Source organism: Rhodovulum strictum (genome assembly GCF_009649175.1).
Classification (GTDB): domain Bacteria; phylum Pseudomonadota; class Alphaproteobacteria; order Rhodobacterales; family Rhodobacteraceae; genus Rhodovulum; species Rhodovulum strictum.
In genome coordinates this window covers 52,242-75,090 of sequence record NZ_WJPO01000014.1, presented here as the reverse complement: position 1 = coordinate 75,090, position 22,849 = coordinate 52,242, and the positions used below count along the sequence as shown (strand labels likewise).

18 protein-coding genes and 1 pseudogene are annotated in these 22,849 nt (G+C 67.2%); all 19 read left to right on the top strand.

All coding sequences use genetic code 11. The features are described from left to right. Positions 1-66 precede the first annotated feature (66 nt). The 19 genes and pseudogenes from GH815_RS10395 (at position 67) to GH815_RS10305 (ending at position 22,841) form a co-directional block, all read left to right on the top strand. On the top strand, positions 67-951 hold the full coding sequence (locus tag GH815_RS10395) for a nucleotide-binding protein (RefSeq protein WP_153748707.1): 885 nt from the start codon (positions 67-69) through the stop codon (positions 949-951). Next, positions 951-2,321 carry a nitrogenase component 1 gene (locus GH815_RS10390; RefSeq protein WP_153748706.1) on the top strand — a complete coding sequence of 457 codons (1,371 nt, stop codon included), beginning with the start codon at positions 951-953 and terminating at the stop codon, positions 2,319-2,321. Before GH815_RS10395 ends, GH815_RS10390 begins: the two co-directional genes overlap by 1 nt. Further along, on the top strand, positions 2,322-3,704 hold the full coding sequence (locus tag GH815_RS10385) for a nitrogenase component 1 (RefSeq protein ID WP_153748705.1): 1,383 nt from the start codon (positions 2,322-2,324) through the stop codon (positions 3,702-3,704). Between the two features lie 183 nt (positions 3,705-3,887). Next, a pseudogene (locus GH815_RS10380) lies at positions 3,888-6,677 on the top strand (molybdopterin-dependent oxidoreductase). After that, positions 6,674-7,390, top strand: coding sequence for a 4Fe-4S dicluster domain-containing protein (locus GH815_RS10375; protein WP_153748704.1), 717 nt, complete (start codon positions 6,674-6,676; stop codon positions 7,388-7,390). The pseudogene GH815_RS10380 and the gene GH815_RS10375 overlap by 4 nt, the downstream one beginning before the upstream one ends. Further along, positions 7,390-8,262, top strand: coding sequence for a dimethyl sulfoxide reductase anchor subunit family protein (locus GH815_RS10370; RefSeq protein ID WP_153748703.1), 873 nt, complete (start codon positions 7,390-7,392; stop codon positions 8,260-8,262). The genes GH815_RS10375 and GH815_RS10370 overlap by 1 nt, the downstream gene beginning before the upstream one ends. Positions 8,263-8,468: 206 nt before the next feature. Continuing rightward, entirely contained in the window at positions 8,469-9,035 is a 567-nt protein-coding gene (gene msuE, locus GH815_RS10365) for an FMN reductase (RefSeq protein WP_153748702.1), read from the top strand. Positions 9,036-9,076: 41 nt separating this feature from the next. Further along, on the top strand, positions 9,077-10,429 hold the full coding sequence (locus tag GH815_RS10360; RefSeq protein WP_153748701.1) for an LLM class flavin-dependent oxidoreductase: 1,353 nt from the start codon (positions 9,077-9,079) through the stop codon (positions 10,427-10,429). A 9-nt stretch (positions 10,430-10,438) separates the two neighbouring features. After that, entirely contained in the window at positions 10,439-11,287 is an 849-nt protein-coding gene (locus GH815_RS10355; RefSeq protein WP_153748700.1) for an ABC transporter permease, read from the top strand. Between the two features lie 54 nt (positions 11,288-11,341). Continuing rightward, positions 11,342-12,319: an ABC transporter substrate-binding protein gene (locus tag GH815_RS10350; RefSeq protein ID WP_153748699.1), complete on the top strand. Its 978-nt coding sequence runs from the start codon at positions 11,342-11,344 to the stop codon at positions 12,317-12,319. Between the two features lie 12 nt (positions 12,320-12,331). After that, positions 12,332-13,105 carry an ABC transporter ATP-binding protein gene (locus GH815_RS10345; RefSeq protein ID WP_153748698.1) on the top strand — a complete coding sequence of 258 codons (774 nt, stop codon included), beginning with the start codon at positions 12,332-12,334 and terminating at the stop codon, positions 13,103-13,105. Between the two features lie 35 nt (positions 13,106-13,140). Then, positions 13,141-13,989 (top strand): acyl-CoA dehydratase activase, encoded by an 849-nt coding sequence (locus GH815_RS10340; protein ID WP_153748697.1) that lies wholly within the window; start codon positions 13,141-13,143, stop codon positions 13,987-13,989. After that, positions 13,986-16,010 (top strand): 2-hydroxyacyl-CoA dehydratase, encoded by a 2,025-nt coding sequence (locus GH815_RS10335; protein ID WP_211365065.1) that lies wholly within the window; start codon positions 13,986-13,988, stop codon positions 16,008-16,010. Before GH815_RS10340 ends, GH815_RS10335 begins: the two co-directional genes overlap by 4 nt. A 22-nt stretch (positions 16,011-16,032) precedes the next feature. After that, a complete protein-coding gene (locus GH815_RS10330; protein ID WP_153748696.1) occupies positions 16,033-17,328 on the top strand; it encodes a 2-hydroxyacyl-CoA dehydratase family protein in 1,296 nt (431 codons plus the stop codon). Positions 17,329-17,590: 262 nt separating this feature from the next. Continuing rightward, positions 17,591-18,058 carry a rhodanese-like domain-containing protein gene (locus GH815_RS10325; protein ID WP_153748695.1) on the top strand — a complete coding sequence of 156 codons (468 nt, stop codon included), beginning with the start codon at positions 17,591-17,593 and terminating at the stop codon, positions 18,056-18,058. Positions 18,059-18,083: 25 nt separating this feature from the next. After that, a complete protein-coding gene (cysK, locus tag GH815_RS10320; RefSeq protein WP_153748694.1) occupies positions 18,084-19,058 on the top strand; it encodes a cysteine synthase A in 975 nt (324 codons plus the stop codon). Continuing rightward, positions 19,055-20,026, top strand: coding sequence for a serine O-acetyltransferase EpsC (gene epsC / locus GH815_RS10315; RefSeq protein WP_153748693.1), 972 nt, complete (start codon positions 19,055-19,057; stop codon positions 20,024-20,026). Before cysK ends, epsC begins: the two co-directional genes overlap by 4 nt. 81 nt (positions 20,027-20,107) lie before the next feature. Beyond that, on the top strand, positions 20,108-21,031 hold the full coding sequence (locus GH815_RS10310; protein WP_153748692.1) for a family 2A encapsulin nanocompartment shell protein: 924 nt from the start codon (positions 20,108-20,110) through the stop codon (positions 21,029-21,031). Continuing rightward, positions 21,006-22,841, top strand: a complete 1,836-nt coding sequence (locus GH815_RS10305; RefSeq protein ID WP_153748691.1) for a family 2A encapsulin nanocompartment cargo protein cysteine desulfurase — start codon at positions 21,006-21,008, stop codon at positions 22,839-22,841. The genes GH815_RS10310 and GH815_RS10305 overlap by 26 nt, the downstream gene beginning before the upstream one ends. The last annotated feature ends 8 nt before the right edge of the window (positions 22,842-22,849 follow it).

Genomic DNA, 22,849 nt, shown 5'->3' with positions numbered 1-22,849 from the left:
CCAGGGCGCGGCGGTCCCCGGGGGAAGGGGCCGCCGCGCAAAGCCACCATCAATGACAGGTGAAGCATGAGCGCCAAGGACCGTCCACGGGCCAAACACATTGCGATCTACGGCAAGGGTGGCATCGGAAAGTCGACGACCACATCGAACATCAGCGCCGCGCTGGCCGAAGCCGGGCATCGCGTGATCCAGATCGGTTGCGACCCCAAGAGCGATTCCACCACCATCCTGCGCGGCGGCGCCGAATTGCCGACCGTTCTGGATTCGCTGCGTGGTCGCACGCGCCCGCGGCTTGCGGACATATCGGCCTTGGGCTTTGGCGGCGTGCTCTGCATCGAGGCGGGCGGGCCGGTCCCGGGGGTGGGCTGCGCGGGGCGGGGCATCTCGGCCGCGGTCGATCTTCTGGAGCGGCTTGAGGTGTTCGAGGAGTTCGAGCCCGATTATGTGCTGTACGACGTGTTGGGCGACGTGGTCTGCGGCGGGTTCGCGGTGCCGATCCGCGAGGGTATCGCCGAGACGGCCTATGTCGTCACCTCGTCGGATTTCATGGCGATCTTCGCGGCGAACAACCTGTTCAAGGCGATCGACAAATATGCGCCCTCGGGGGGGGGGCGGCTGGGCGGGATCATCGCAAACAGCCTGCAGTTGCCGCACGCCCGCGCACTGATCGACGATTTCGCCGATCGCACCGGCACCGAGGTCGTGGGCTACGTGCCACGCTCGACCGAAGTCGCCCAGAGCGAACTTTACGGCCAGACGGTGATCGAGGCGGTGCCCTATTCCGAGCAGGCCGAAATCTACCGTCATCTGGCGCGCCGCGTGGTGGCGGATCACGAAGGACAGCTTCCAAAGCCGCTGAACGGTCCGGACCTCAAGGACTGGGCGCGTGGCTGGGGCGATCGGATCTTCGGCGCCGAGACGGTCGTGGTCGCGGCGCAGGGGCAGCGCTGATGGCCCGGCGGCGCAACCGCATCCAGCCCCGGGAGACGCGCCTTGATGCGGTGGGCGCGTTCATCGGCGATGTCGCGAGCCTTGCCGCCGAATATGCGCGGGACGAACCGCCGCCGCCGCGCATCCGGACCTTCTCCGAGGCCGAGCCCGACGATCTGAGCGTGGCGCTGGAGTTGCTCGGCCGTTTCCGCGATCTGGGGCTTGTCGTGCATGGGCCGCGGGGCTGTGCGGCCGTGCCGGTGCACGGTCCTGCTCGGCTGGCGGTGACCGACCTCGATCAGCAGGACACGGTGCTTGGCTCTGGCGAGGCGCTGGCCGAGACAGTCCGCCGTCTTGACGCAACGGCTCGGCCCGCAGCCATCGCGGTTCTGGGAACGCCGGTGGTGGCGATCAATAACGACGACATCCAGGCGACCGTCGGCGACCTGTGCGAGGAACTGGGCAAGCCAGTTGTCTGGGTGCAGACCAACGCGCTGACGTCGCGCATTGCTGCGACCGGGGCGGATGCCGCGGCGCTCGCGCTTGTTCATCTGGCCAACCCGGAGGATGCCGCGGGCGATCTGGGGTTGCTCAACCTGCTGGTTCCGGCCGCAAGCCCGGAAGTCGACGATCTGGTTTCCGGGATAGAGGCTCAGGGCTGGAAGGTGAACCTCCTGTCCGAGACGGGCACGGTGGCCGATCTTGCCCGGGCGGCAACGGCCGCGGCAAGCTTGGTGCTCGATCCCGACACGCTGGAACCGCTCGCTGCCGCGCTCGAGGACCGGCGGGGTGTCCCGCAACTTCCGGTTGCCTTGCCCGTGGGCCATGCCGCGACCGCAGCGCTCTACCAGACCCTGGCGGACATCGCCGGGACAACCCCGGTGATCCCGCTGACGCCGGCGCGGACGGGCGCCGAGGCCCTTGCCGGCCGCCGCATCGCGATCGCGCTGGCCCCGGGCTGGGCGCTTGCGTTGGCGCAACTGGTCGAGGATCTGGGCGGCGAGGTGGTTCTGCTCTCGGTGCCCCATATCGACCGACGTCACGCCGGCGCGCTGGCCGGACTGGCCGCGCGCCGGGCCGCCGCGCAGATCCATGTCGGTGCGGCGCAGGGCTTCGAGCACGAGAACCTGCTGCGCCGCCTGGCGCCCGACCTGGTGCTGGGCGATCCCGCTGCCGGGGCCCATGCCCTGCGCCTGGGGATTCCGGCCGCGGCGGTTGTGCCCGAGCGTCTGATCGGGCCCGGAGCGGTCGAGCGGCTGGACGATCTGGTTCGCGATGCGCTGGCAGGCAGCACACTTGCCCTGCGGGCCGCGCGCGGGCGGCAGTCGCCCTATTCGCCGGGATGGCTGCGCCGCAGCCCGGACTGGCATGTCAAACGCGAGGTGAAATAGATGTCGCGCGCCCTGATCGGCCCCGCTGGCGGCTGCGCGCTGCACGGCGCCATCCTGACCGCCCTTGCCATCGACGGCGTCGTGCCGCTGGTCCATTCCACCCCCGGCTGCGCCCTGCGCGCCGGGCTGTCGCTGCGCGGACCGGGCCGGGCGACGACCGCTCCGGCTGCGCTGCCGCCCCTGCCCAGCACCAACCTGGCAGAGCGGCATGTCGTCTTCGGCGGCACCTCGCGGCTGCGCGAGCAGATCAAGAACACGCTTGCCGTCGTGCCCGGCAGACTTCTGACCGTCCTGACGGGTTGCCCGACAGAGATGATCGGCGACGATGTGACGGCAATGGTGAAGGAAGTGACAACACAGGGGGAGGCTGTGATCGACATAGCAACGGCAGGATTCCATGGCACGGCGCGGCACGGCGCCGAGAGTTTCATGACGGCGCTGGCCAACTGGGTCGGGAAGCTTGATCCCCGGCGCCGCGGCACCGAGGCCGGGCTGGTCAACCTGTTCGGCATCGTGCCGCGGGTCGATCCCGGCTGGCTGGGCAATCTGGAAGAAATCGAGCGCCTGCTCGCAGGGGTGGGGCTGAAGGTCAACCCCCTGATCGGCCCGTCCGGCGGTTTCGAAAGCCTTCAGGCGCTGCCCAGTGCCGAGGCCAGCCTTGTGCTGTCGCCTTGGGGGCTGGGCCCCGCGCGCACGCTGTCCGAGAGGTTCGGCATTCCTGTCGTTCAGGCGGCGGGGCTGCCGGTCGGTGCGGATGCCGTGCGTCAGGTTCTGGATCTTCTGTCCGAGGTGCTCGGTCGTCCCATCGACGAGGCGGGGCAGAAGTTTCTCGACGTCGAACAACGGCTGGAGGATTTCGTCCTGAACGAAAGCCTCGAGTCGCTGGTCGGGATCGGGCGGCGGCGGTTTGCGCTGGCAGGCGGAAGCCTGGTTGCCGGACCTGTCGCGCGGTTCCTTGGTGACGTCCTTGGCTGGTCGTCGGCCGCCATCCTCGTCACCGACGATCCGCCCGAACAGAGCTTCGGTCCGCTTTCGGCCGGGCTGGACCGGGTACGGTTCCTGTCGGATGCCGCCGCGATCGCCGAGGCGGTCCGTGCCAGCGAGGCGGATGTTGTGATCGGAGGCTCGGCCGAGCGCGACCTTGCCGAGCAGCTTCGCCTGCCCTTTGTCGAGGTGTTCCCGCCATCGGCGCTGGGAACCTTGTCCGAGGGCCATGCCGGTGCGCGCGGCGCGCGGCGCCTTGTTGCGGCGATCCTGCGGACCTTCGACCCGGAGGGTATCGGCGCCACCATCACGACGCGGCCCGTCCTCGAGCGGGGCAATGAAACACGGCTTGCCACCGTGGACGGTGTCCCGGCACCTCCGCGGAGGATCGGACGCTGAGAGGCGCGGACAGAGCCGGGCCAGCCAGAAGACACGGCTCCCAGAGTGGGCAAATCGCGCATTCTGCCGGTTTCCCCCCCCGGCGCTGTAGAAGACTGTTCCCATAAGCGGCGGCAATTTGGAATTCCGCTGCCCGATCCGATATTGTATGAGTTTCACGATCTTTAAAGTCGTGTTTTCCAAATGGCGCCTCGTGAACCAAGAATGCCTTACGCTGCTGATGAGGGTGACGCAGACGGCGGGATACGTAGGACGACCTGCTACATGTGCGCCTGCCGTTGCGGCATCGACGTGCACGTGCGATCCGGCCGCGTTACCTATATCGAGGGCAACCGCGATCACCCGGTCAACCGCGGCGTGATCTGCGCCAAGGGCGCGGCTGGCATCATGCAGGTCACCGCGCCCGCCCGGCTAAGGGCGCCGCTGCGCCGGGTCGGGCCGCGCGGCGCGGGCGCGTTCGAGGAGATTACCTGGGACGAGGCGCTGGCGCTGGCCGTGGACTGGCTGGCGCCGATCCGAGCGAAAGCGCCCGAGAAACTGGCCTTCTTCACCGGACGCGACCAGTCGCAGAGCTTTACCGGATGGTGGGCGCAGATGTTCGGCACGCCGAATTTCGCGGCGCATGGCGGCTTCTGTTCGGTCAACGTTGCGGCGGCGGGCATCCAGACCATCGGCGGATCGTTCTGGGAGTTCGGCCAGCCCGACTGGGACCGAGCGCGGCTGGTGCTCCTGTTCGGTGTGGCCGAAGATCACGACAGCAATCCGATCAAGATCGGGCTCGGCGCGATGAAGGCCCGCGGCGCCCGCGTGGTCGCGATCAACCCGATCCGTACCGGATACAATGCACTGGCCGACGACTGGCTGGGGGTGACGCCGGGCACAGACGGTCTTCTGGTGCTTGCGCTGGTGCACGAGTTGCTGGCGTCGGGGCGTATCGACCTTGACTATCTGGCACGGTTCACGGATGCGCCCTGCCTGCTGGCCGACGGCACAGGACCGCAGGGCGGACTCTATCTGAGAGACGAGGCCGGAAAGGCGCAGGTTGTGGACCGGCGCACCGGGCGGCTTGCCCCCTTCGACGGCGACGGGGTGGAGCCCGACCTTGGCGCAGACTGGCCCCTTCACCGCACCGTGTTCCGCGTGCTGGCAGAGCGATACCTGGATCCGGCCCATGCCCCCGAGGCAGTGGCCGACAGGATTGGCGTGCCGGCGGCCCGAATCCGGGCGCTGGCTGCCGAACTGGCGCGGGTGGCCTTTGACGAGGCGATCGTGATCGAACGACCCTGGACCGATTTTCGCGGGGTCCGGCACGAGCGCATGGTGGGCCGTCCGGTCGCGGTTCACGCGATGCGCGGGATCGCCGCCCATTCCAACGGCTTCCAGACCACCCGGTCGCTGCATCTGTTGCAGATCCTGCTGGGCGCGATCGAGACGCCGGGCAGCCTGCGGTTCAAGCCGCCCTATCCCAGGCCGCTGTCGGCCCATCCCGTCCCGCATTTCCGCGCCAGGCCGGGAGAGCCGCTCGACGGGCCGCATCTGGGTTTTGTCCGCGCGCCTGCGGATCTGGCGCTGAGGCCGGACGGCAGCCCAGCACGGATCGACGGTGCCTTCAGCTGGGAGGCGCCCTTTGCGGCCCATGGGCTGATGCAGCGGGTGATCGGCAACGCCCATGCCGGGCAGCCCTACCGGATCGACACGCTGTTCCTCTACATGGCCAACATGGCGTGGAACTCGTCGATGAACCCGGCCGAGGTTGCGCGGATGCTGACCGATCGCGATGCCTCGGGCGACTATGTCATTCCTCATGTCATCGTCTCGGACGCCTATGCCTCGGAGACGGTCGCCTATGCCGATCTGGTGCTGCCCGACACCACCTATCTGGAGCGGCACGACGCCATCAGCCTGCTTGACCGACCGATCAGCCGGGCCGATTGCGCGGCCGATGCGATCCGTTGGCCGGTGCTCGAGCCCGACCGCGATGTGCGTCCGTTCCAGTCGGTGCTGATCGAGCTTGGCCACCGGCTGGGCCTGCCGGGTCTAGTCGATGCCGACGGCGCGCCGGCCTATCGCGACTATGCCGATTATCTGGTGCGTCACGAGCGGCGGCCGGGGATCGGCCCGCTTGCGGGATGGCGCGGCGATGGCAGCCAGCACGGGCGAGGCGCGCCCAATCCCGGGCAGCTTGCGCGCTATGTCGGGAACGGCAGCGTGTTCACAGCCGAAATCCCCGCCGAGGCCGCCTTCTTCAAGCCCTAGAACCGGGCATATCAGGACTGGGCAGTGCAGATGGGGTTCTATGACAGCCCGCAGCCCTATCTGTTCACCCTCTGGTCCGAGCCGATGCGCCGCTTCCAGCTTGCCGCCGCGGGCCACGGGCCGCACCAGCCGCCCGACGATCTGCGCGCCCGCATTCTGGCGGCGATGGACCCGCTGCCGTACTGGTCGCCCCCCTTCGGAGAGGAGAGCGCCGCCGAATTTCCCCTGCACGCGCTGACCCAGAGGCCAATGGCGATGTATCATTCCTGGGGGTCGATGAATGCCTGGCTGCGGCAGATCCACGGGCAGAACGCGCTGTTCATTCCCGCCGCCCTGTGGGACCGGCTGGGCTTTCGCGATGGCGACTGGGCGCGGGTGACCTCGCCCTCGGGGCTGATCGAGGTGCCCGCCGCGCCGATGGCGGCACTGAACGAACACACCGTCTGGACCTGGAATGCCATCGGCAAGCGCAGCGGCGCCTGGGGCCTCGATCCAGGGGCGCCCGAGGCGCGACGCGGCTTTCTGCTCAACCACCTGATGGACGACCTGTTGCCCCGGGACGACGCGGGACCAAGGCTGGCCAACGCCGATCCCGTTACCGGGCAAGCGGCGTGGTTCGACCTGCGCGTGCGGATCGAGCGGATCGGCAAGCGCAAGCTGGTCATGCCCGGCTTCGGGCGGGTCGACCTCGACATCCGGCCGAGGGCGCCGAGATGAGCGGCGGGGCAGGGAAGCGCACGCTGGTCATAGACCTTGACGCCTGTGTCGGCTGTCACGCCTGTTCCATCGCCTGCAAGGGCTGGCACGCCGCCCGGCCCGGGACGGTTCTGGCCGACGAAGACGCCTACGGACCCGCTCCCTTTGGCGCCTTCCTCAACCGTGTCCATTCCTACGAGGTGACGCCCGCCGAAAGGCCGGCACAGGTCGTCCATTTCCCGCGGACCTGCCTGCATTGCGAAAACCCGCCTTGCGTTCCGGTCTGTCCCACCGGGGCCAGCCGCCAGCGCGCCGATGGCATCGTCGAGATCGTCGCCGAGCGCTGCATGGGCTGCGGCCTTTGCGCATGGGCCTGTCCCTACGGGGCGCGTGAACTGGACCCGGTCGCCGGCACGATGCGCAAATGCACGCTCTGCGCCAACCGAATCGACGATCCCGCCCGCAGCGAGGACGAGCGTATCCCGGCCTGTGTCCGGGCCTGTCCCACCGGGGCGCGGCATTTCGGCGATATCACCGATCCGGACAGCGCCGTCAGCCGCCTGGTGGCCGAGCGCGGCGGATATGATCTGATGCCCGGGTTCGGCACCCAGCCCACATCAAAATATCTGCCCCCCCGGCCCAGGGACGCACTGCCGACCGACGCGCCCCTGCCAAAGCTCGTCCCTGAAGGCGGGATCGAGCACTGGTTCGACCGGCTGCTGGCGAGGGACTGATGCGACCGGCGCCATCCGTCATCCTGTTCACTGTGTTCTCTGGCTTCGGGTTCGGGACGCTGGCCCTGCACGGTCTCGGGTTGGGAACGGGCGCGGCGGGCTGGGCCGCGGGTTTCGGCTTCGCGATTCTGGGGCTGGTCTGCTCGACCTTCCATCTGGCACATCCGTTGCGTGCGCCCTTCGCCTTTCGACAGTGGCGGACAAGCTGGCTTTCGCGTGAGGCATGGGCCTGCCTGGTCGCCCTTGCCGTGATGGTGCCTGTCGCGCTTGCCGATCTGGCGGGGCATTCCGGCCTGCTGCTGGCCGGCGCGATCGGGGCGGGGCTCTGTGCCGTGGCGGTGTTCTGCACCTCGATGATCTATGGCCAGTTGCGCGCTGTGCCGCGCTGGCATCACTGGACCACGCCGGCGCTGTTTCTTGTCTTCGCGCTGACCGGCGGCGCGCTGCTCGCCGACAGCACAATGCTTGCAGTTGGGCTGTGCCTGGGGTTGTCGGGCCTGCTGGCTGCGGTGTTCCTAGCCGGGGACAGGCGGCTGTCCCGATCCGGTCTGACGCCCGGCCATGCAACCGGGTTGGGCGGCGCGGGCCGGGTCCGAAGCCTGGAATTGCCGCGCACCGGCCCGAGCTACATCACCCGCGAGCTGATCGAGGCGAGCCGTCGCGGGCGCTCGGCGACGCTGCGGGTGGCGGCGGTGGGGCTGTCGGGCCTGGCGCCGGCGGTGGCGCTGGCGCTCTTGCCAGAGGCTTTCGCCGTATTGGCGGCCACCGGGCTGCACCTGGCCGGGGCGCTCTGCGCGAGATGGCTGTTCTTCGCCGAGGCGGAACATGTCGCCACGCTGTATTACGGTGGCCACATCTCGGAGGACGGCTGAACAGCGCGCACCCCGCGCCGCGGGGACCGGCCCGGACGACTCGCGCCAAGCGTGTGCATTCTCGAAATCGCGGCAGGAGGAAAATTGCCGCTTTCGGCGGAGCGACCGCAGTGCGCATCGTCCATTTCTGCCGCCACCTTTGGAAACCGGGCGCGGTCAGAATCCGATAAAAACGACCACAAGCGTCGTGTTTTTCGGAGGATATCATGGTACGCAGACTCGTTGGGTTATCGGGCAGCCTCGGGTTGAAGTCGAAGACCCGCGGGCTTGTCGAGCATGCGGTCGATGCGACCCGCGCGCGCTTTGCCGTCACCACCGCGGTGTACGATCTGAACGACCTTCAGCCCTCGCTGGGACAGGCGGCCCATCGTCACGATCTTGCGCCGGCTGCGACGGCCATTCTGGACGATCTGATCGGGGCCGATGCCCTCGTGATCGGAACGCCGGTCTACAAGGGCAGCTATACCGGCCTGTTCAAGCATTTCTTCGACCTTGTGGAGCCGGACGATCTGGCGGGCAAGCCGGTGCTGCTGCTGGCCACGGGCGGGGGCAGGCGCCACGCCCTTGTGATCGAGCACCAGCTTCGCCCGCTTTTCGGCTTCTTCGAGGCATTGACCCTGCCCACCGGCGTCTATGCGGAGGTGTCCGAGTTCAAGGGGACCGAGGTCTGCTCCCTGCCTCTGACCGCACGGCTTGAGCGCGCGGTCGGCCAGTTCGCGCCCTGGCTCGAGACCGGCACGCAGACCCGGCGGATCGCGGTCGCTTCCGGCTGATCCGGTCGCCCGACATCCGTTTTTCAAGAGAGGAGACAGCAATGACGCGCAAGATCAGACTTGGTGCTTTTCTGCCGGGCGGCGGCCAGCACATTGCCGCCTGGCGCCATCCCGACCAGCCCGCGGACGGGGCGACCAGTTTCGAGTTCCACCGCCGGCTTGCCGAAACCGCCGAGCGCGGCCTGTTCGACGCCTATTTCCTGGCCGACGGGCTGGCGGTGGGTTTTGCCGGGGCGCGCGAGGGCGGCAACGCCAAGGTCGCGGGGTTCGAGCCGGTGACGCTGTTCTCGGCGCTGGCGCCGCTTACGAAACATCTGGGCTTCATCGCCACCTCGTCCACCACCTACGAGGAACCCTATACCACGGCGCGCAAGTTTGCCTCGCTGGACCTGATCTCAGGCGGGCGGGCGGGCTGGAACGTGGTCACCACCACGGGCGACGCAACGGCGCAGAATTTCAACCGCGACACCCAGCCTCCGCATGCCGAACGCTACCGGCGTGCCCATGAGCATGTCGAGGTGGTCAAGGCGCTATGGGACAGCTTCGAGGACGACGCCTTCCTGCGCGACAAGGACTCCGGCGTGTATTACGACCGCGAAAGGCTGCACGAGGCTGACCACAAGGGCGTGCATTTCAAGGTCAAGGGGCCGTTGAATGTGCCGCGGTCGCCGCAGGGCCATCCGGTGGTGGTTCAGGCCGGACAGTCCGCCGATGGCCGCGCCTTTGCCGCCGCCCATGCCGAGGTGATCTTTACCGCACATCAGCATATCGAGACAGCGCGCGAGTTCTATGCCGACATCAAGTCCCGCGCCGAGGGTCTGGGCCGCAACCCCGACCATGTGCTGATCATGCCCGGCATCTCGCCCTTCGTCGGTCGCACCGAGGAGGAGGCACGCGAGAAGTACGACCGTCTCACCGACCTGATCCTGGAAGAGGACGGCATCGGGCTGCTGAACGGGCTGACGGGGGGCACGCTGGACCTGACGGGCTACGATCTGGACGGGCCGCTGCCGCCCGCGCCGCCGACCGAGGGGCTCAAGAGCCGGCAGGTGCTGATCCGCCAGATCGCGGACGAGAACAACTTCACCATCCGCCAGCTCTATCGCTGGGTCGCGTCGGCGCGGGGCCATTACACGGTCGTGGGCTCGGCCGTGCAGGTGGCAGACACGCTTCAGGAATGGTTCGAGACCGGGGCCGCGGACGGGTTCAACATCCTGCCGCCCTGGCTGCCGACCGCGTTGGATGATTTCGTCGATCTGGTGATCCCCGAATTGCAGCGCCGGGGCCTGTTCCGCACCGCCTACGAGGGCCGCACCCTGCGCGAGAATCTGGGGCTTCCCTATCCGGTCAACCGCTGGACCGCCGCGCGCGCCGCCAGCGAGGCCGCTGAATAGGAGGGTGCCATGACGATCCAGGAAATAGACAGCGGGCCGGTCGGTGCCGCCCGCACGGGGGAGGACCGCATCGCGCCGACATTGCGCGCGGTCGCGGGCCGGGCCGGGGATTTCGTCACGCGCTACGGCGTGCTTGTCGGCTTCATCGCGCTCTGGCAGGTGGGTTCGGTCCAGGGCTGGATCAATCCCGCGGTCTTTCCGCCGATCGACCGGATCCTGGCCGCGCTGTGGGACGGGCTGGTTGGCGGGTCGCTGCTCGAAGACGTGGCGATCAGCCTGCAACGCTCGGGCATCGCCTTTGCGGCGGCCGCGGCCCTTGGCATCCCGCTGGGGCTGTTCATGGGCCAGATTCCGGTGGTCGAGCGCGCGCTCGACCCGATCCTGCAATTCTTCCGCCAGACATCGGCGCTGGCGCTCTATCCGGTGTTCATCCTGCTTCTGGGTCTTGGCGAAACCTCGAAGGTCTTCGTGATCTTCTGGGCGACGCTGTTCCCGGTGCTGCTGGCCACGATCGGCGGCGTGAAGGAGGTGGACCGCAAGCTGATCGAGATGTCCGCGACCTTTGGCGCCCGGCGGTTGACCACATTCCGCCGCGTGGTGCTGCCCGCCTCGATCCCGCCGATCTTCGTCGGGCTCAGGCTGTCGGCGACGACGGCGCTCCTGCTGCTCATCGCATCCGAGATGATCGGGGCGCGCAGCGGGCTCGGGTTCCAGGTGATGAACGCGCAGTACAACTTCCAGATCCCGAAGATGTTCGCCGCGATCCTGCTTCTGGCCCTGCTCGGCCTTGCCGCGAACGCCATCCTCGTCGCGTTGCAGCGGTGGCTGTGCCGCTGGGCCGATCCCGCCAACTCTTAAGCGGCAACCTTTCGGCACCCGCAATCCAGACCCTGTTTTCCAGAGGAGACGACCATGACCTTCCTTTCCCGCACCTTCCTAGCCGGGGCCCTGGCCTTCGGTGTCGCCAGCCCGGCCTTCTCCGACGAGATCGTGCTGCGCTACTTCCAGAACCATGGCGGCGTGGCCGCACACGAACTTGCTCAGGAGCTGGGCTATTTCGAGGGCACCGGCATCCGGCTGGAATCGATCGGCTATGTCAGCGGCGGCCCCGAGTCGCTGTTCGCGCTGGCCGGCGGCAGCGTCGAGATCGGCTCGGCCGCGACCTCGGCGATCCTGAACGCCATCGGCGGCGGCAACGATTTCGTGCTGGCCTATCCGACCAATGGCATCAACGACGATGCGCAGTCGATCTTCTACGTCCTTGAGGACAGCCCGATCCAGGGCATCGAGGATCTTGTCGGCAAGACCATCGCGGTCAACACGCTGGGCGCGCATCTCGATTACGTCGTGCGAGAGGCGCTGCACCAGAACGGCCTGCCGCAGAACGCCGCCAACCTGATCGTGGTGCCGGGCCCCCAGCTTGAACAGGTACTGCGGTCGAAACAGGTCGATGTCGCGGCCTTCGGCTACTGGCAAACCACGTTCGAGGGGGCGGCGCGCCAGAATGGCGGTATCCGGGCGATCTTCGACGATACCGACATCATCGGCGATATCGCGGGCGGTTTCGCCGTGCTGCGGCGCGACTGGATCGAGGCGAACCCCGAGGCGGCGCGTATCTTTGTCGAGGCGTCGGCCCGGGCGCTGGACTACGGCCGCGAGAATCTGGAGGAGACCCGCGAAATCTTCGCCGAAATCTTCAAGCGGCGCGGCGAGAACCCCGAAGTGGCGCAGTTCTTCGCCGGGCATGGCGTGCGTGAGGGCGGGCTGCCCGTCGAGCGCGACGTCCAGTTCTGGATCGATGTCTTCGAGCGCGAGGGCAATCTGAAACCCGGGCAGATCGAGGCGAGCAACATCCTGTTCGTGACCGGCGACGCGCCGGTGACCAACTGAGGGGGCGGGCGGATGACCGTCCTGAACGACGACATCCGCCGCGGAGAGGTCATGATCCGTGACCTCTCCAAGTCCTTCGCGCTGAAGGGCCAGCGGCTCACCGTCCTGCGCAATCTTAGCCTCGATATCGCGCCCGGCGAAAGCCTGATGATCGTCGGGCCCTCGGGCTGCGGAAAGACGACGCTGTTGCGGATTCTCGCCGGGCTCGACGTGCCCGACAGCGGCGAGGTGCGGATCGACGGCGCGCCCGTCCTGGGTGTGGGCACCGACCGCGCCGTGATCTTTCAGGAGCCGCGCCTGCTGCCCTGGCTTACGGTACTGGGCAACGTGGCCTTCGGGCTGGAGGTGCGTGGCGTGCCGCGCACGCAGGCCTGCGAGCGGGCGCGGCGCTACATCCGTCTGGTGGGCCTTGCGGAGTTCGAGGATGCCTTTCCACGACAGCTCTCGGGCGGCATGGCACAGCGCGTCGGCATCGCCCGGGCGCTGACCGTTCAGCCCGAGATCCTGCTGCTGGACGAGCCGCTGGGCGCGCTTGACGCGATGACCAAGATCACCATGCAGGAAGAGCTTGCGCGCATCTGGCGCGAGGAGGAGGTGACCATGGTCATGGTCACACACGATCTCGAAGAGGCGATCTATCTTGCCGACCGGGTCCTGGTGCTTCCCGGCGACAAGGGGGCGCAGGTCGCGCTGGTCGACATCGACCTGCCGCGCCCCCGCAACCGCAACGAGGCGCGGTTTGTGAAGTATCGCCAGAACCTGATGGCCCGGTTCGGCCTGCATTGACCCGAGATGAAACCCCGAACGGAGAGGCTCTGAGGATGAACGCTGCCGATGTGATCGCGAACGAGAAGCTGTCCGACCTGAAATCCGTCACTGCCGTCGGCATTGACATCGGTTCGCGGCAGGCGAAGGCCGTTCTTGTGAACGACCGCGCCGTGCATACCGCCATCACCGCAAGCGGCATCGACTCGCAGGAGACGGCGGACCGGCTGCTGGCACGGCTCCTGCGTCTTTCGGGGGTGGACCGTTCCGATCTGGCCTTCATCGTCGGCACCGGCTACGGGCGCATCGCGCTCGACTACGACGACATCCGGACCGAGGTGGTGACCGAGATCTCGTGCCACGCGATGGGTGCGCATTTCCTGAACGCCGGCACCCGAACCATCATCGACATCGGCGGGCAGGATTCCAAGGCGATCCGCGTCGATCCCGACAATGGCCGCGTGCGCGAGTTCGTGATGAACGACAAATGCGCCGCCGGGACCGGGCGTTTCCTAGAAAAGATCGCGGAACTGCTGGACTACCGCCTGGACGAACTGGGCGACCGGGCGCTGGAAGCCGAGGCAGCGGCGGACATATCGAGCCAATGCGTGGTCTTCGCGGAATCCGAGGTGATTTCGCTCAAGGTTCGCGGTGTGCAGCGCGAGGCGATCGCTGCGGGCATCCACTATGCTTCGGCGCGGCGGGTGCGCAACCTCGTGCGCCGGGTGGGGCTCGATCCGGAGATCGTCTTTTCGGGGGGCGTCTCGAACAACAAGGGCATGAAGCGCGCGCTGGAGGATGTGATCGGTGCGCCGATCTCGGCCACCAAGCTCGACACGACCTATGCGGGGGCGCTCGGTGCCGCCGTCATCGCGCAACGCTTTTACGAGGGATCTGCGCTGTGAGTGCGAAGGCCATCAAGCTGACGGATGTGATTGACCTGGAACTTCTCGGCGAACTGACTGGTGCCACGGTGCTGGGCATCGACATCGGCTCCCGTGGGGGCAAGGCGGTTCTGATCCATGGGGACCGCCTTTATACGGCGCAGGTCGCCACCGGTGTCTTCATGCAGGACACGGCGAACGAACTGCTCGAGGATGTGCTGGTCGCCTCGGGCGTCGAGTTCGACGCGATAGAGCATGCGGTGGCCACCGGCTATGGTCGCATCGCCGTCGAGTTCGCGGGCGTGCAGACCGACATCGTGACCGAGATCTCGTGTCACGCGATGGGGGCTCATGTCCTGAATTCCGGAACCCGCACCATCATCGATATCGGCGGGCAGGACTCCAAGGCCATCCAGGTCGATCCCGCGACCGGCAAGGTCATCAAGTTCCTGATGAACGACAAATGCGCGGCAGGCACCGGCCGGTTTCTGGAAAAGGCGGCGGGGCTTCTGGATTTCACCATCGCCGAGATGGGGCCCGCATCGCTTCTGGCCGAGACCCGGCCGGACGTGTCGAGCCAGTGCACGGTCTTTGCGGAATCCGAGGTGATCTCGTTGCGGGCGCGCGGCGTCCCGCGCGAGGACATCGCCGCGGGGATCCATTTCGCATCGGCCCGCCGGGTGCGCACCCTTGTCAGCAAGGTGCCGCTGGAGCCGGACCTGGTCTTCACGGGCGGGGTGTCGAACAATGTCGGCATGAAACTCGCGCTCGAGACGCTGATCGGCTTTCCGATCACGACCACGCGGCTTGACATGATCTATGCCGGCGCGCTCGGTGCCGCGATCTACGCGCAGAAGCACCTGGTCGAGGCCAGACGCACGCTGCGCCGGGCCGATACGCCCGGGTCCTACGATTTCGGCGCGATTTCCGCCCGGATCGAGGCGGTGCAACAGGAATTCGTTGAGAGGACCGACGTCAGGAAGGTCGGCTACCTTTGCAACTACACGCCGCTCGAACTTCTCAACGCCTCGGGCGCGGCACATCTGCGCCTGTTCAAATGCGGCGACACCGAAGAGGTCTCGCGCGGCGAGCAGATCACGAAATCGGTATTCTGCGACTTCACCAAGAGCGTTCTGGGCCATTTCGCCACCGGTCATCCGGTGAGTGCGGCGATCGACAAGGTCTTTACCTTCTACACCTGTGACTCGATGCGGGCGACGACGCAGGCGATCGACAATTTCTACAAGCCCGCCCGCGGGTTCATTGTCCCGCGCAATGCGGACCGCGCCAGTTCGCGCGCCTTTTTCCGGCAAGAGATCCTGGCCTTCCGCGACGAACTGGAAAAGCTGACCGGAACCGTGATCCGCAACGAGGATCTGTCCGGCCAGATCCGGCTCTTCAACCGGGTGCGGGGGCTGATCCGCCAGATATCGGAATTGCGCAAGCGCGACGTCCCGGCGCTGTCCGGCGGGGAATTCCTGGAGATCACGCGCGCGTTCTTCTATCTTGAGCCCGAGGAGCTGGAGCCGCTTTACCAGGAGGTTCTGGAACGGCTTTCGGCGGCGCCGCAGACCGGCTCGCGGAGCCTGCGGCTGATGATGTGCGGCGGCGTGGTGGCCGATGGCGACCGGCGTATCCTTGACCTGGTCGAACAGGAGATCGGGGCGCGCATCGTGGTCGAGGATCACTGCACCGGTCTTGGCCCCTTTCGCCACACCCTGCGCGAGGATGGCGACCCCTGGACGGCGTTGGCCGATGGCTATCTCGACCAGACGCCCTGCGCCCGGCAGTTCCCGCTGGAACGGCGGGTGGAGATCTCGCTGGCGCTGGCGCAGGAATACCAGGTTGATGCGGTGCTCTACACCTATCTCAAATTCTGCCCCTGCTATGGTCTGACCAAGAACCTGTTCATCAGGAAGTTCCAGGACGCCGGCATCCCGGTGCTGGAACTCGGAACCGACTATTCCCACGGGGATATCGGCCAGATCAAGACGAGGGTCGAGGCGTTCATCGAGGTTCTGGCCGAGAGGGCCGAAGCCTGACCCCGTGCCAAAGGAGATTTTCATGGCATCCGAGACCATTGCATTGCGGGACGACGGGCTGAACCTTGCGGAGCTCGCGCGTCTTGACACCGCCAAGAAGGCCCGCACCGGCGAGGGGCTGGAAAGCCAGTTGGCCTATCTGGCCGAGACCCGGGCCGATCACGCCTATTCCCCGGCGGTGCAGAAGCTCTTCGACCTCGTGCTGTCCTATATCGAGGACGCCGAGGCAAACCATCGCGCTGGTCGCCAGCCCGCCGCCTGGATGTGCGGTGGGCTCTGGTCGCCGCTCTACTATGCCTGCGACACGGTTCCGATATCGATCAACGAGGTCGGGCGGCTCGGGTCCTCGGATGCGATGACGGTGGCCGAGGACTATTTCCAGCTTCCCAAGGAGTCCTGTTCCATGGTCGGCGCCGTTCTGGGTGAGTTCTTTCTGCGCGCCGACCGCACGGTGAAGCGGCTGGCCACCTACAACATGATGTGCGAGCCGCTGAACATCGCCTGGGAGTTGTTGCGCGCCGAGGGCGTGGACGTGTTCCGCGTCGAGGGGGCGAACCGCCCCAATACCGAGGACGAGGCGGGGCGCCTGCGCATCATACAGGACTTCATCGAAAGCGAATTGCGCGACCTGGCGATCTGGCTTCACGGTCGGCCCGTGGACGAGACCCGCCTGTCGGTCGAACTGCTGCGCTACAACCGCATCCTAGCAAAGATGCGCCGCATCCTGCATCTGCGCGTCGAGAACCCGCTTTACATCCGCAGCCTCGCCACGATGTACCTGCTGATCGGGACGGGCACCTATTTCGGCAAGCCCGACGCCTATGAAGAGGTGTTGGACGGGCTGCTCGAGGAACTTGAACGCCCCGACCACATCCGGCCCTATCCGGAGAACCTGGTACGACTGGTCTGGTCCGGCGGCCGCGGGCAGGAGTTCGGCGTCTACAAGACCATCGACGATTCCGGCGGCGCCGTGACCGCCTGGCACACGCCCGACGAGTGGACACGCGGCTATCGCGAGGATCTTCCGCCATTGCAGGCCTATGCCGATTACATCATCACCGGGCGCACGATGATCGGCACCCCTGTCCGGCATCTGAAGCGGATCGAGGAGACCATTGCCCCCTTTCAGGCGCGCGGCATCCTGTTCTATGGCTATGTCGGCTGCTCGTTTGCCGGCATCCACCGGGAGATCCAGTCGACCCATTTCCAGAGGCTGGGCATTCCCACGATCGCGCTTGAGGGATCGTTCCAGGTGGGGCCGCCCTCGGGTCAGTTGCTCACGCGGATCCGCGCCTTCGTCGAGATGCTGTCGCGCTGAGGCGGATCCGGTGGGCGCGCCGCCTTGATTCGCGGCAGACGGTCCGGACGGGTTCTCTGGACTGCCGGGGAATATTCTTGTCGCGCCGCCGCGGCGGGAGAAGCCCGTTCTACCGAATTTGCGTGCATCGCAGAAGCGGTTTTCTTTCCATCTTCTCGCAGCTGGAAAGCTGTGGTCCTTCGATAACAGCGTGTTAGCGGTTGCGTATCGCGAGGGTGATCGCTCTGCCGGACACGGGTTCAGACCCAAGGAGTCGTGTGACATGAATGCACTTTCCAAGTCCCTGACCGCTCTCGCGGAGTTGGAAGAGGTCCGCCGCCGGGCGCGCGATGCGCGATTGCCTTATGCTGGAGAGGTATCCCCGGACCTTGCCTGGGCGCTGGTCCAGGCGGGCGAGGCGCAACTGATCGACGTCCGGTCGCGCGAGGAGTTCAAGTTTGTCGGCCATGTGCCCGGATCGTCGAACGTCGCCTGGGCGACGGGCACGACCCTGACCCGCAACCCTCGGTTCCTGCGGGAGTTTGAGGCGACGGCCGCACGCGATGCGGTGGTGCTGCTGATCTGCCGGTCCGGCAAGCGGTCGGCGGACGCCGCGGCGGTGGCCTCCAGGGCCGGGTTCGGCAATGTCTTCAACGTCACCGAAGGGTTCGAGGGCGACCTGGACGTGGACGGTCATCGCGGCGCACTGAACGGCTGGCGCCAACGCGGCCTGCCCTGGCTTCAGGACTGAAAATGCCCACAGACCGGAAATCGAAATGACGAAAATCTATACCGACAACTCGTTGTCGATCGGGCATACGCCCCTTGTGCGTCTGAACGCGATCGCCAGCGGCGCCGGCGCGACCGTGCTGGCCAAGATCGAAGGCCGCAATCCCGCCTATTCCGTGAAATGCCGGATCGGTGCCGCGATGATCTGGGACGCCGAGGAAAAGGGCCTGCTCGGACCCGGCAAGGAATTGATCGAGCCCACTTCGGGCAATACCGGTATCGCGCTTGCCTTCGTGGCGGCGGCCCGCGGCATCCCGATCACCCTGACCATGCCCGAAACCATGAGCCTTGAGCGGCGCAAATTGTTGCTCGCCTATGGCGCAAGGCTGGTGCTGACCGAGGGCGCCAAGGGCATGAAGGGCGCGATCGCCGCTGCCGAGGAGATCGCCGCGTCGGACCCGAAATACGTCCTGCTGCAACAGTTCAAGAACCCCGCCAACCCGGCCATACATGAACGCACCACCGGCCCCGAAATCTGGGAGGATACCGGCGGCGAGATCGACATCCTGGTGTCGGGCGTGGGCACCGGCGGCACGATCACGGGCATCTCGCGCTTCATCAAGGGCACGCAGGGCCACAAGATCCTGTCGGTAGCTGTCGAACCCGTCGACAGCCCGGTGATCACCCAGACCATCGAGGGCCAGCCGGTGCAGCCTGGGCCGCACAAGATCCAGGGCATCGGGGCTGGCTTCGTTCCGGATGTTCTGGACCTGTCGCTGGTCGATGCGGTCGAGCAGGTCTCGAACGACGAGGCGGTGGTCACCGCGCTGCGGCTGGCGCGCGACGAGGGTATCCTGTCGGGCATCTCCGGCGGTGCGGCCGTTGCGGCGGCCTTGCGGTTGGCGCAACGGCCCGAGCATGCGGGCAAGACCATCGTCGTGGTGCTTCCGGACTCGGGCGAGCGCTATCTCAGTTCGGTGCTGTTCGAAGGCGTGTTCGACGCCTCGGGTGTCCCCGCATGACGCTGGATATTGCGGCGGGCGCACCTGATCGTCCGGCCGACGAGGGGTTCGGCCTTGATCGCGTGCTCGAGGAGCTTGCCGAGGCGCGGCGCCGCTGGCGGCAGGCCCATCACCGCTCGTTCGAGCCGGGCGGGCGCGAGATGCCTGCACTCGAGGCCGTGGACCGCATCGTGGAGGGGTTGCGCGGGGCGCTGTTTCCCATGCGCCTGGGGCCGCTCGACCTTCGCCAGGAAAGCGAGGACCTCTATGTGGGCCACACGCTCGACACCGTGCTGCACGATCTCGAGGGGCAGGTCAGGCTGGAACTGTGCGGGCGTCTGGAAGAGGTCGATGCGCTGCGGCGCGCCGAGGTTGTCGCGCAGGCCCATTCCATCGTGCGCGACTTTGCCCTGACCCTGCCGGACATCCGCTCTCTGCTTGATGGCGACGTGGTGGCGGCCTATCATGCCGACCCGGCCGCCCAGAGCGTCGACGAGGTTCTGTTGTGCTATCCGGGGCTGCGCGCGATGATCCACCACCGGATCGCGCACCGTCTCTATGTACTCGGGGTACCGCTTCTGGCCCGTATGGTGTCCGAAGCGGCCCACCGCGAAACCGGCATCGACATCCACCCGGGCGCCACAATCGGGCGCAATTTCTTCATCGACCACGGCACCGGTGTCGTGATCGGGGAAACCGCGCTGATCGGTGACAATGTGCGGCTGTTCCAGGCGGTGACCCTGGGCGCCAAGAGCTTCCCCGTCGACAGCAACGGCCGTGTGATAAAGGGCCAGCCGCGCCACCCCATCGTCGAGGACGACGTAGTGATCTATGCCGGGGCGACGATCCTGGGCCGGGTCACCATCGGCAGGGGCGCGGTGATCGGCGGCAATGTCTGGCTGACCGAGGATGTCCCGCCCGCAACCCACTATACCCACTCGATCGCGCAAGGTGCAGTGCGCCCGGCACAGGCCGGGTCAGGCCGATGATCGACCCTTGCACGCCCTGCGACCCTGTTCCGCGGGCCGGAGAACCGGCCCGTTCCTTCGCGCCCAACTGGAGCCTCTGACATGACGGAAACTGCACAGCTCGCGCTTGGCGACAACGCCGCCCGGCAGCTAGCGAACGCAACCAAGACCGCGCCGATCCTGCCCACCATCACCCCGCGCTGGCTGGTGCACCTGCTGCAATGGGTGCCAGTCGAGGCGGGCATCTACCGTCTGAACACGGTCCGGAACCCGCAGGACGTCCATGTTGCCTGCGGTCAGCGCGACGAATCCGTGCTGCCGCAGACCTTTGTCGATTACGACGAGCAGCCGCGCGAGTATTTCCTGAACTCGGTGTCCACCGTGCTTGACGTGCATACACGGATCAGCGACCTCTATTCCAGCCCCTTCGACCAGGTGAAGGAACAGCTGCGCCTGACCATCGAGACGGTCAAGGAGCGGCAGGAAAGCGAACTTATCAACAACCCCGATTACGGTCTGCTGGCCAATGTCGCGCCATCGCAGGAGATCGCGACACTGACCGGCGCGCCCACGCCCGACGATCTGGACGAATTGATCACAAAAGTATGGAAGGAGCCGGCCTTCTTCCTTGCCCATCCGCTGGCCATCGCCGCCTTCGGCCGCGAATGCACCCGCCGCGGCGTGCCCCCCGCAACCGTCAGCCTGTTCGGCGCGCAATTCCTGACCTGGCGCGGCCTGCCGATCGTCCCCTCGGACAAGGTGCCGCTTTCGGACGGCAAGACCTCGATCCTGCTGCTGCGCGTGGGCGAAAAGCGTCAGGGCGTCATCGGACTGTTCCAGCCGGGGCTTGAGGGCGAGCAGAGCCCGGGACTGTCGGTGCGCTTCATGGGGATCGACCGGAACGCGATCGCGTCTTACCTGATCAGCCTCTATTGCTCGCTGGTGGTGCAGTCGCCGGACGCGCTTGCGGTTCTCACGGATGTCGAGGTGGGCAAGTATCATGACTACCCCGACACCTACAGATAACCCCCCCGGAACGGTTCCGGCGGGACTGCCCGATATCGCCACGCTGACGGCGCTGGCGCGGGAGTTCTTCACCGCACTGCCCGGCGAGCCGGTGGCGGTTCTGCCTGGCGCACCCTCGGCAAGCGTTCCGCAAGCGGAGACCATTGCCGGGCTTGCCCGGCGGGCCCTCGCCTCGCATCCCGGCGCGACCGGCCCCGCGGCCGTGGCGCGTCCCGGGGCAGGCCTGGCCCCGGGCGGTGCGGGCAAGTCGCCCACGGGCGCAGCGGATGAGGGCACGCTTGACGCGCTGGCGCGTGCCGCCCTGGCCGCGCTGCACGGGGGCGGGGACCCCGGACATGCCGTGCCGTCGCTCGGCGCTGCCGAGACCCCGCCCCCCGCGGCACCGCAGGTTCCGGGCCATGCTCGTCCTGCGGCGGCGCCCTCCGCGCCGGACATCGGCGCGATCCCCTTTGCCGGGGCCGGCAGGGGCGGGTTCTATTTCCTCGATCAGGGCCCGGCGACGCCTGCCGCAGCGCCCTACTATTTCGCGGCCGCCCCGGCCCATCCGTCGGCTCCCGCGCTGGGGGCGGGGCCGCATCCGGCCCTTGACGTCCATGCTGTCCGGCGCGATTTCCCGATCCTTCAGGAACGGGTGAACGGTCGGCAGCTTGTCTGGTTCGACAATGCCGCGACGACACAAAAGCCCGCCTGCGTGATCGAGCGTCTCGCGCATTTCTACGAGCACGAGAACTCGAACATCCACAGGGCCGCGCATACGCTGGCCGCGCGCGCCACCGATGCCTACGAGCACGCGCGCGAAACGGTGTGCGACTTCCTCGGCGCCGCATCGTCCGAGGAGATCGTGTTCGTGCGCGGCGCAACCGAGGGGATCAACCTCGTCGCGCGCACCTGGGGCGCGGCCAATATCGGCGAAGGCGACGAGATTGTCGTGTCGCACCTGGAGCACCATGCCAACATCGTCCCCTGGCAGCAGCTTGCCGCCGAAAAGGGGGCGCGGCTGCGGGTGATCCCGGTGGACGATCACGGGCAGGTGCTTCTGGACGAATATGTCCGGCTGCTGAACGACCGCACGCGGATCGTCGCGGTGACGCAGGTCTCGAACGCGCTCGGGACCGTGGTTCCGGTCCACGAGATCGTGGCGCTGGCCCATTCCGTGGGTGCGGTGGCGCTGGTGGACGGGGCGCAGTCGGTCAGCCACATGCCGGTCAATGTGCAGGCAATCGGCGCCGATTTCTTCGTGTTCTCGGGCCACAAGGTCTTCGGTCCCACGGGGATCGGCGCGGTCTACATCCGCCGCGCGCTGGCCGAGACGCTGCCGCCCTGGCAGGGCGGGGGCAACATGATCGCCGATGTCACCTTCGAGCGCACGCTGTTCCAGCCACCGCCCGCGCGGTTCGAGGCGGGGACCGGCAACATCGCAGATGCGGCCGGGCTCGCGGCGGCGCTGGACTACGTGCAGCGGATCGGGCTGGAGAATATCCACCGCTACGAACACGATCTGCTTGGCTATGCCACGGGATGCCTGTCGCAGATTCCGGGCGTGCGTCTGGTCGGAACGGCGCTGGACAAGGCCAGCGTGCTGTCCTTCGTGCTTGCGGGCTACAGCCCCGGGGAGGTGGGACAGGCGCTCGACCGCGAGGGTATTGCCGTCCGCTCGGGGCATCACTGCGCCCAGCCGATCCTGCGCCGCTTCGGGCTCGAAGAGACGGTGCGGCCCTCGCTTGCGTTCTACAACACGCGCGACGAGGTCGACATGTTCGTGGCGACGGTCAGAAGGCTCGCCACGGGCCGTGGCCTGAGACGCGGATGACAACTCGA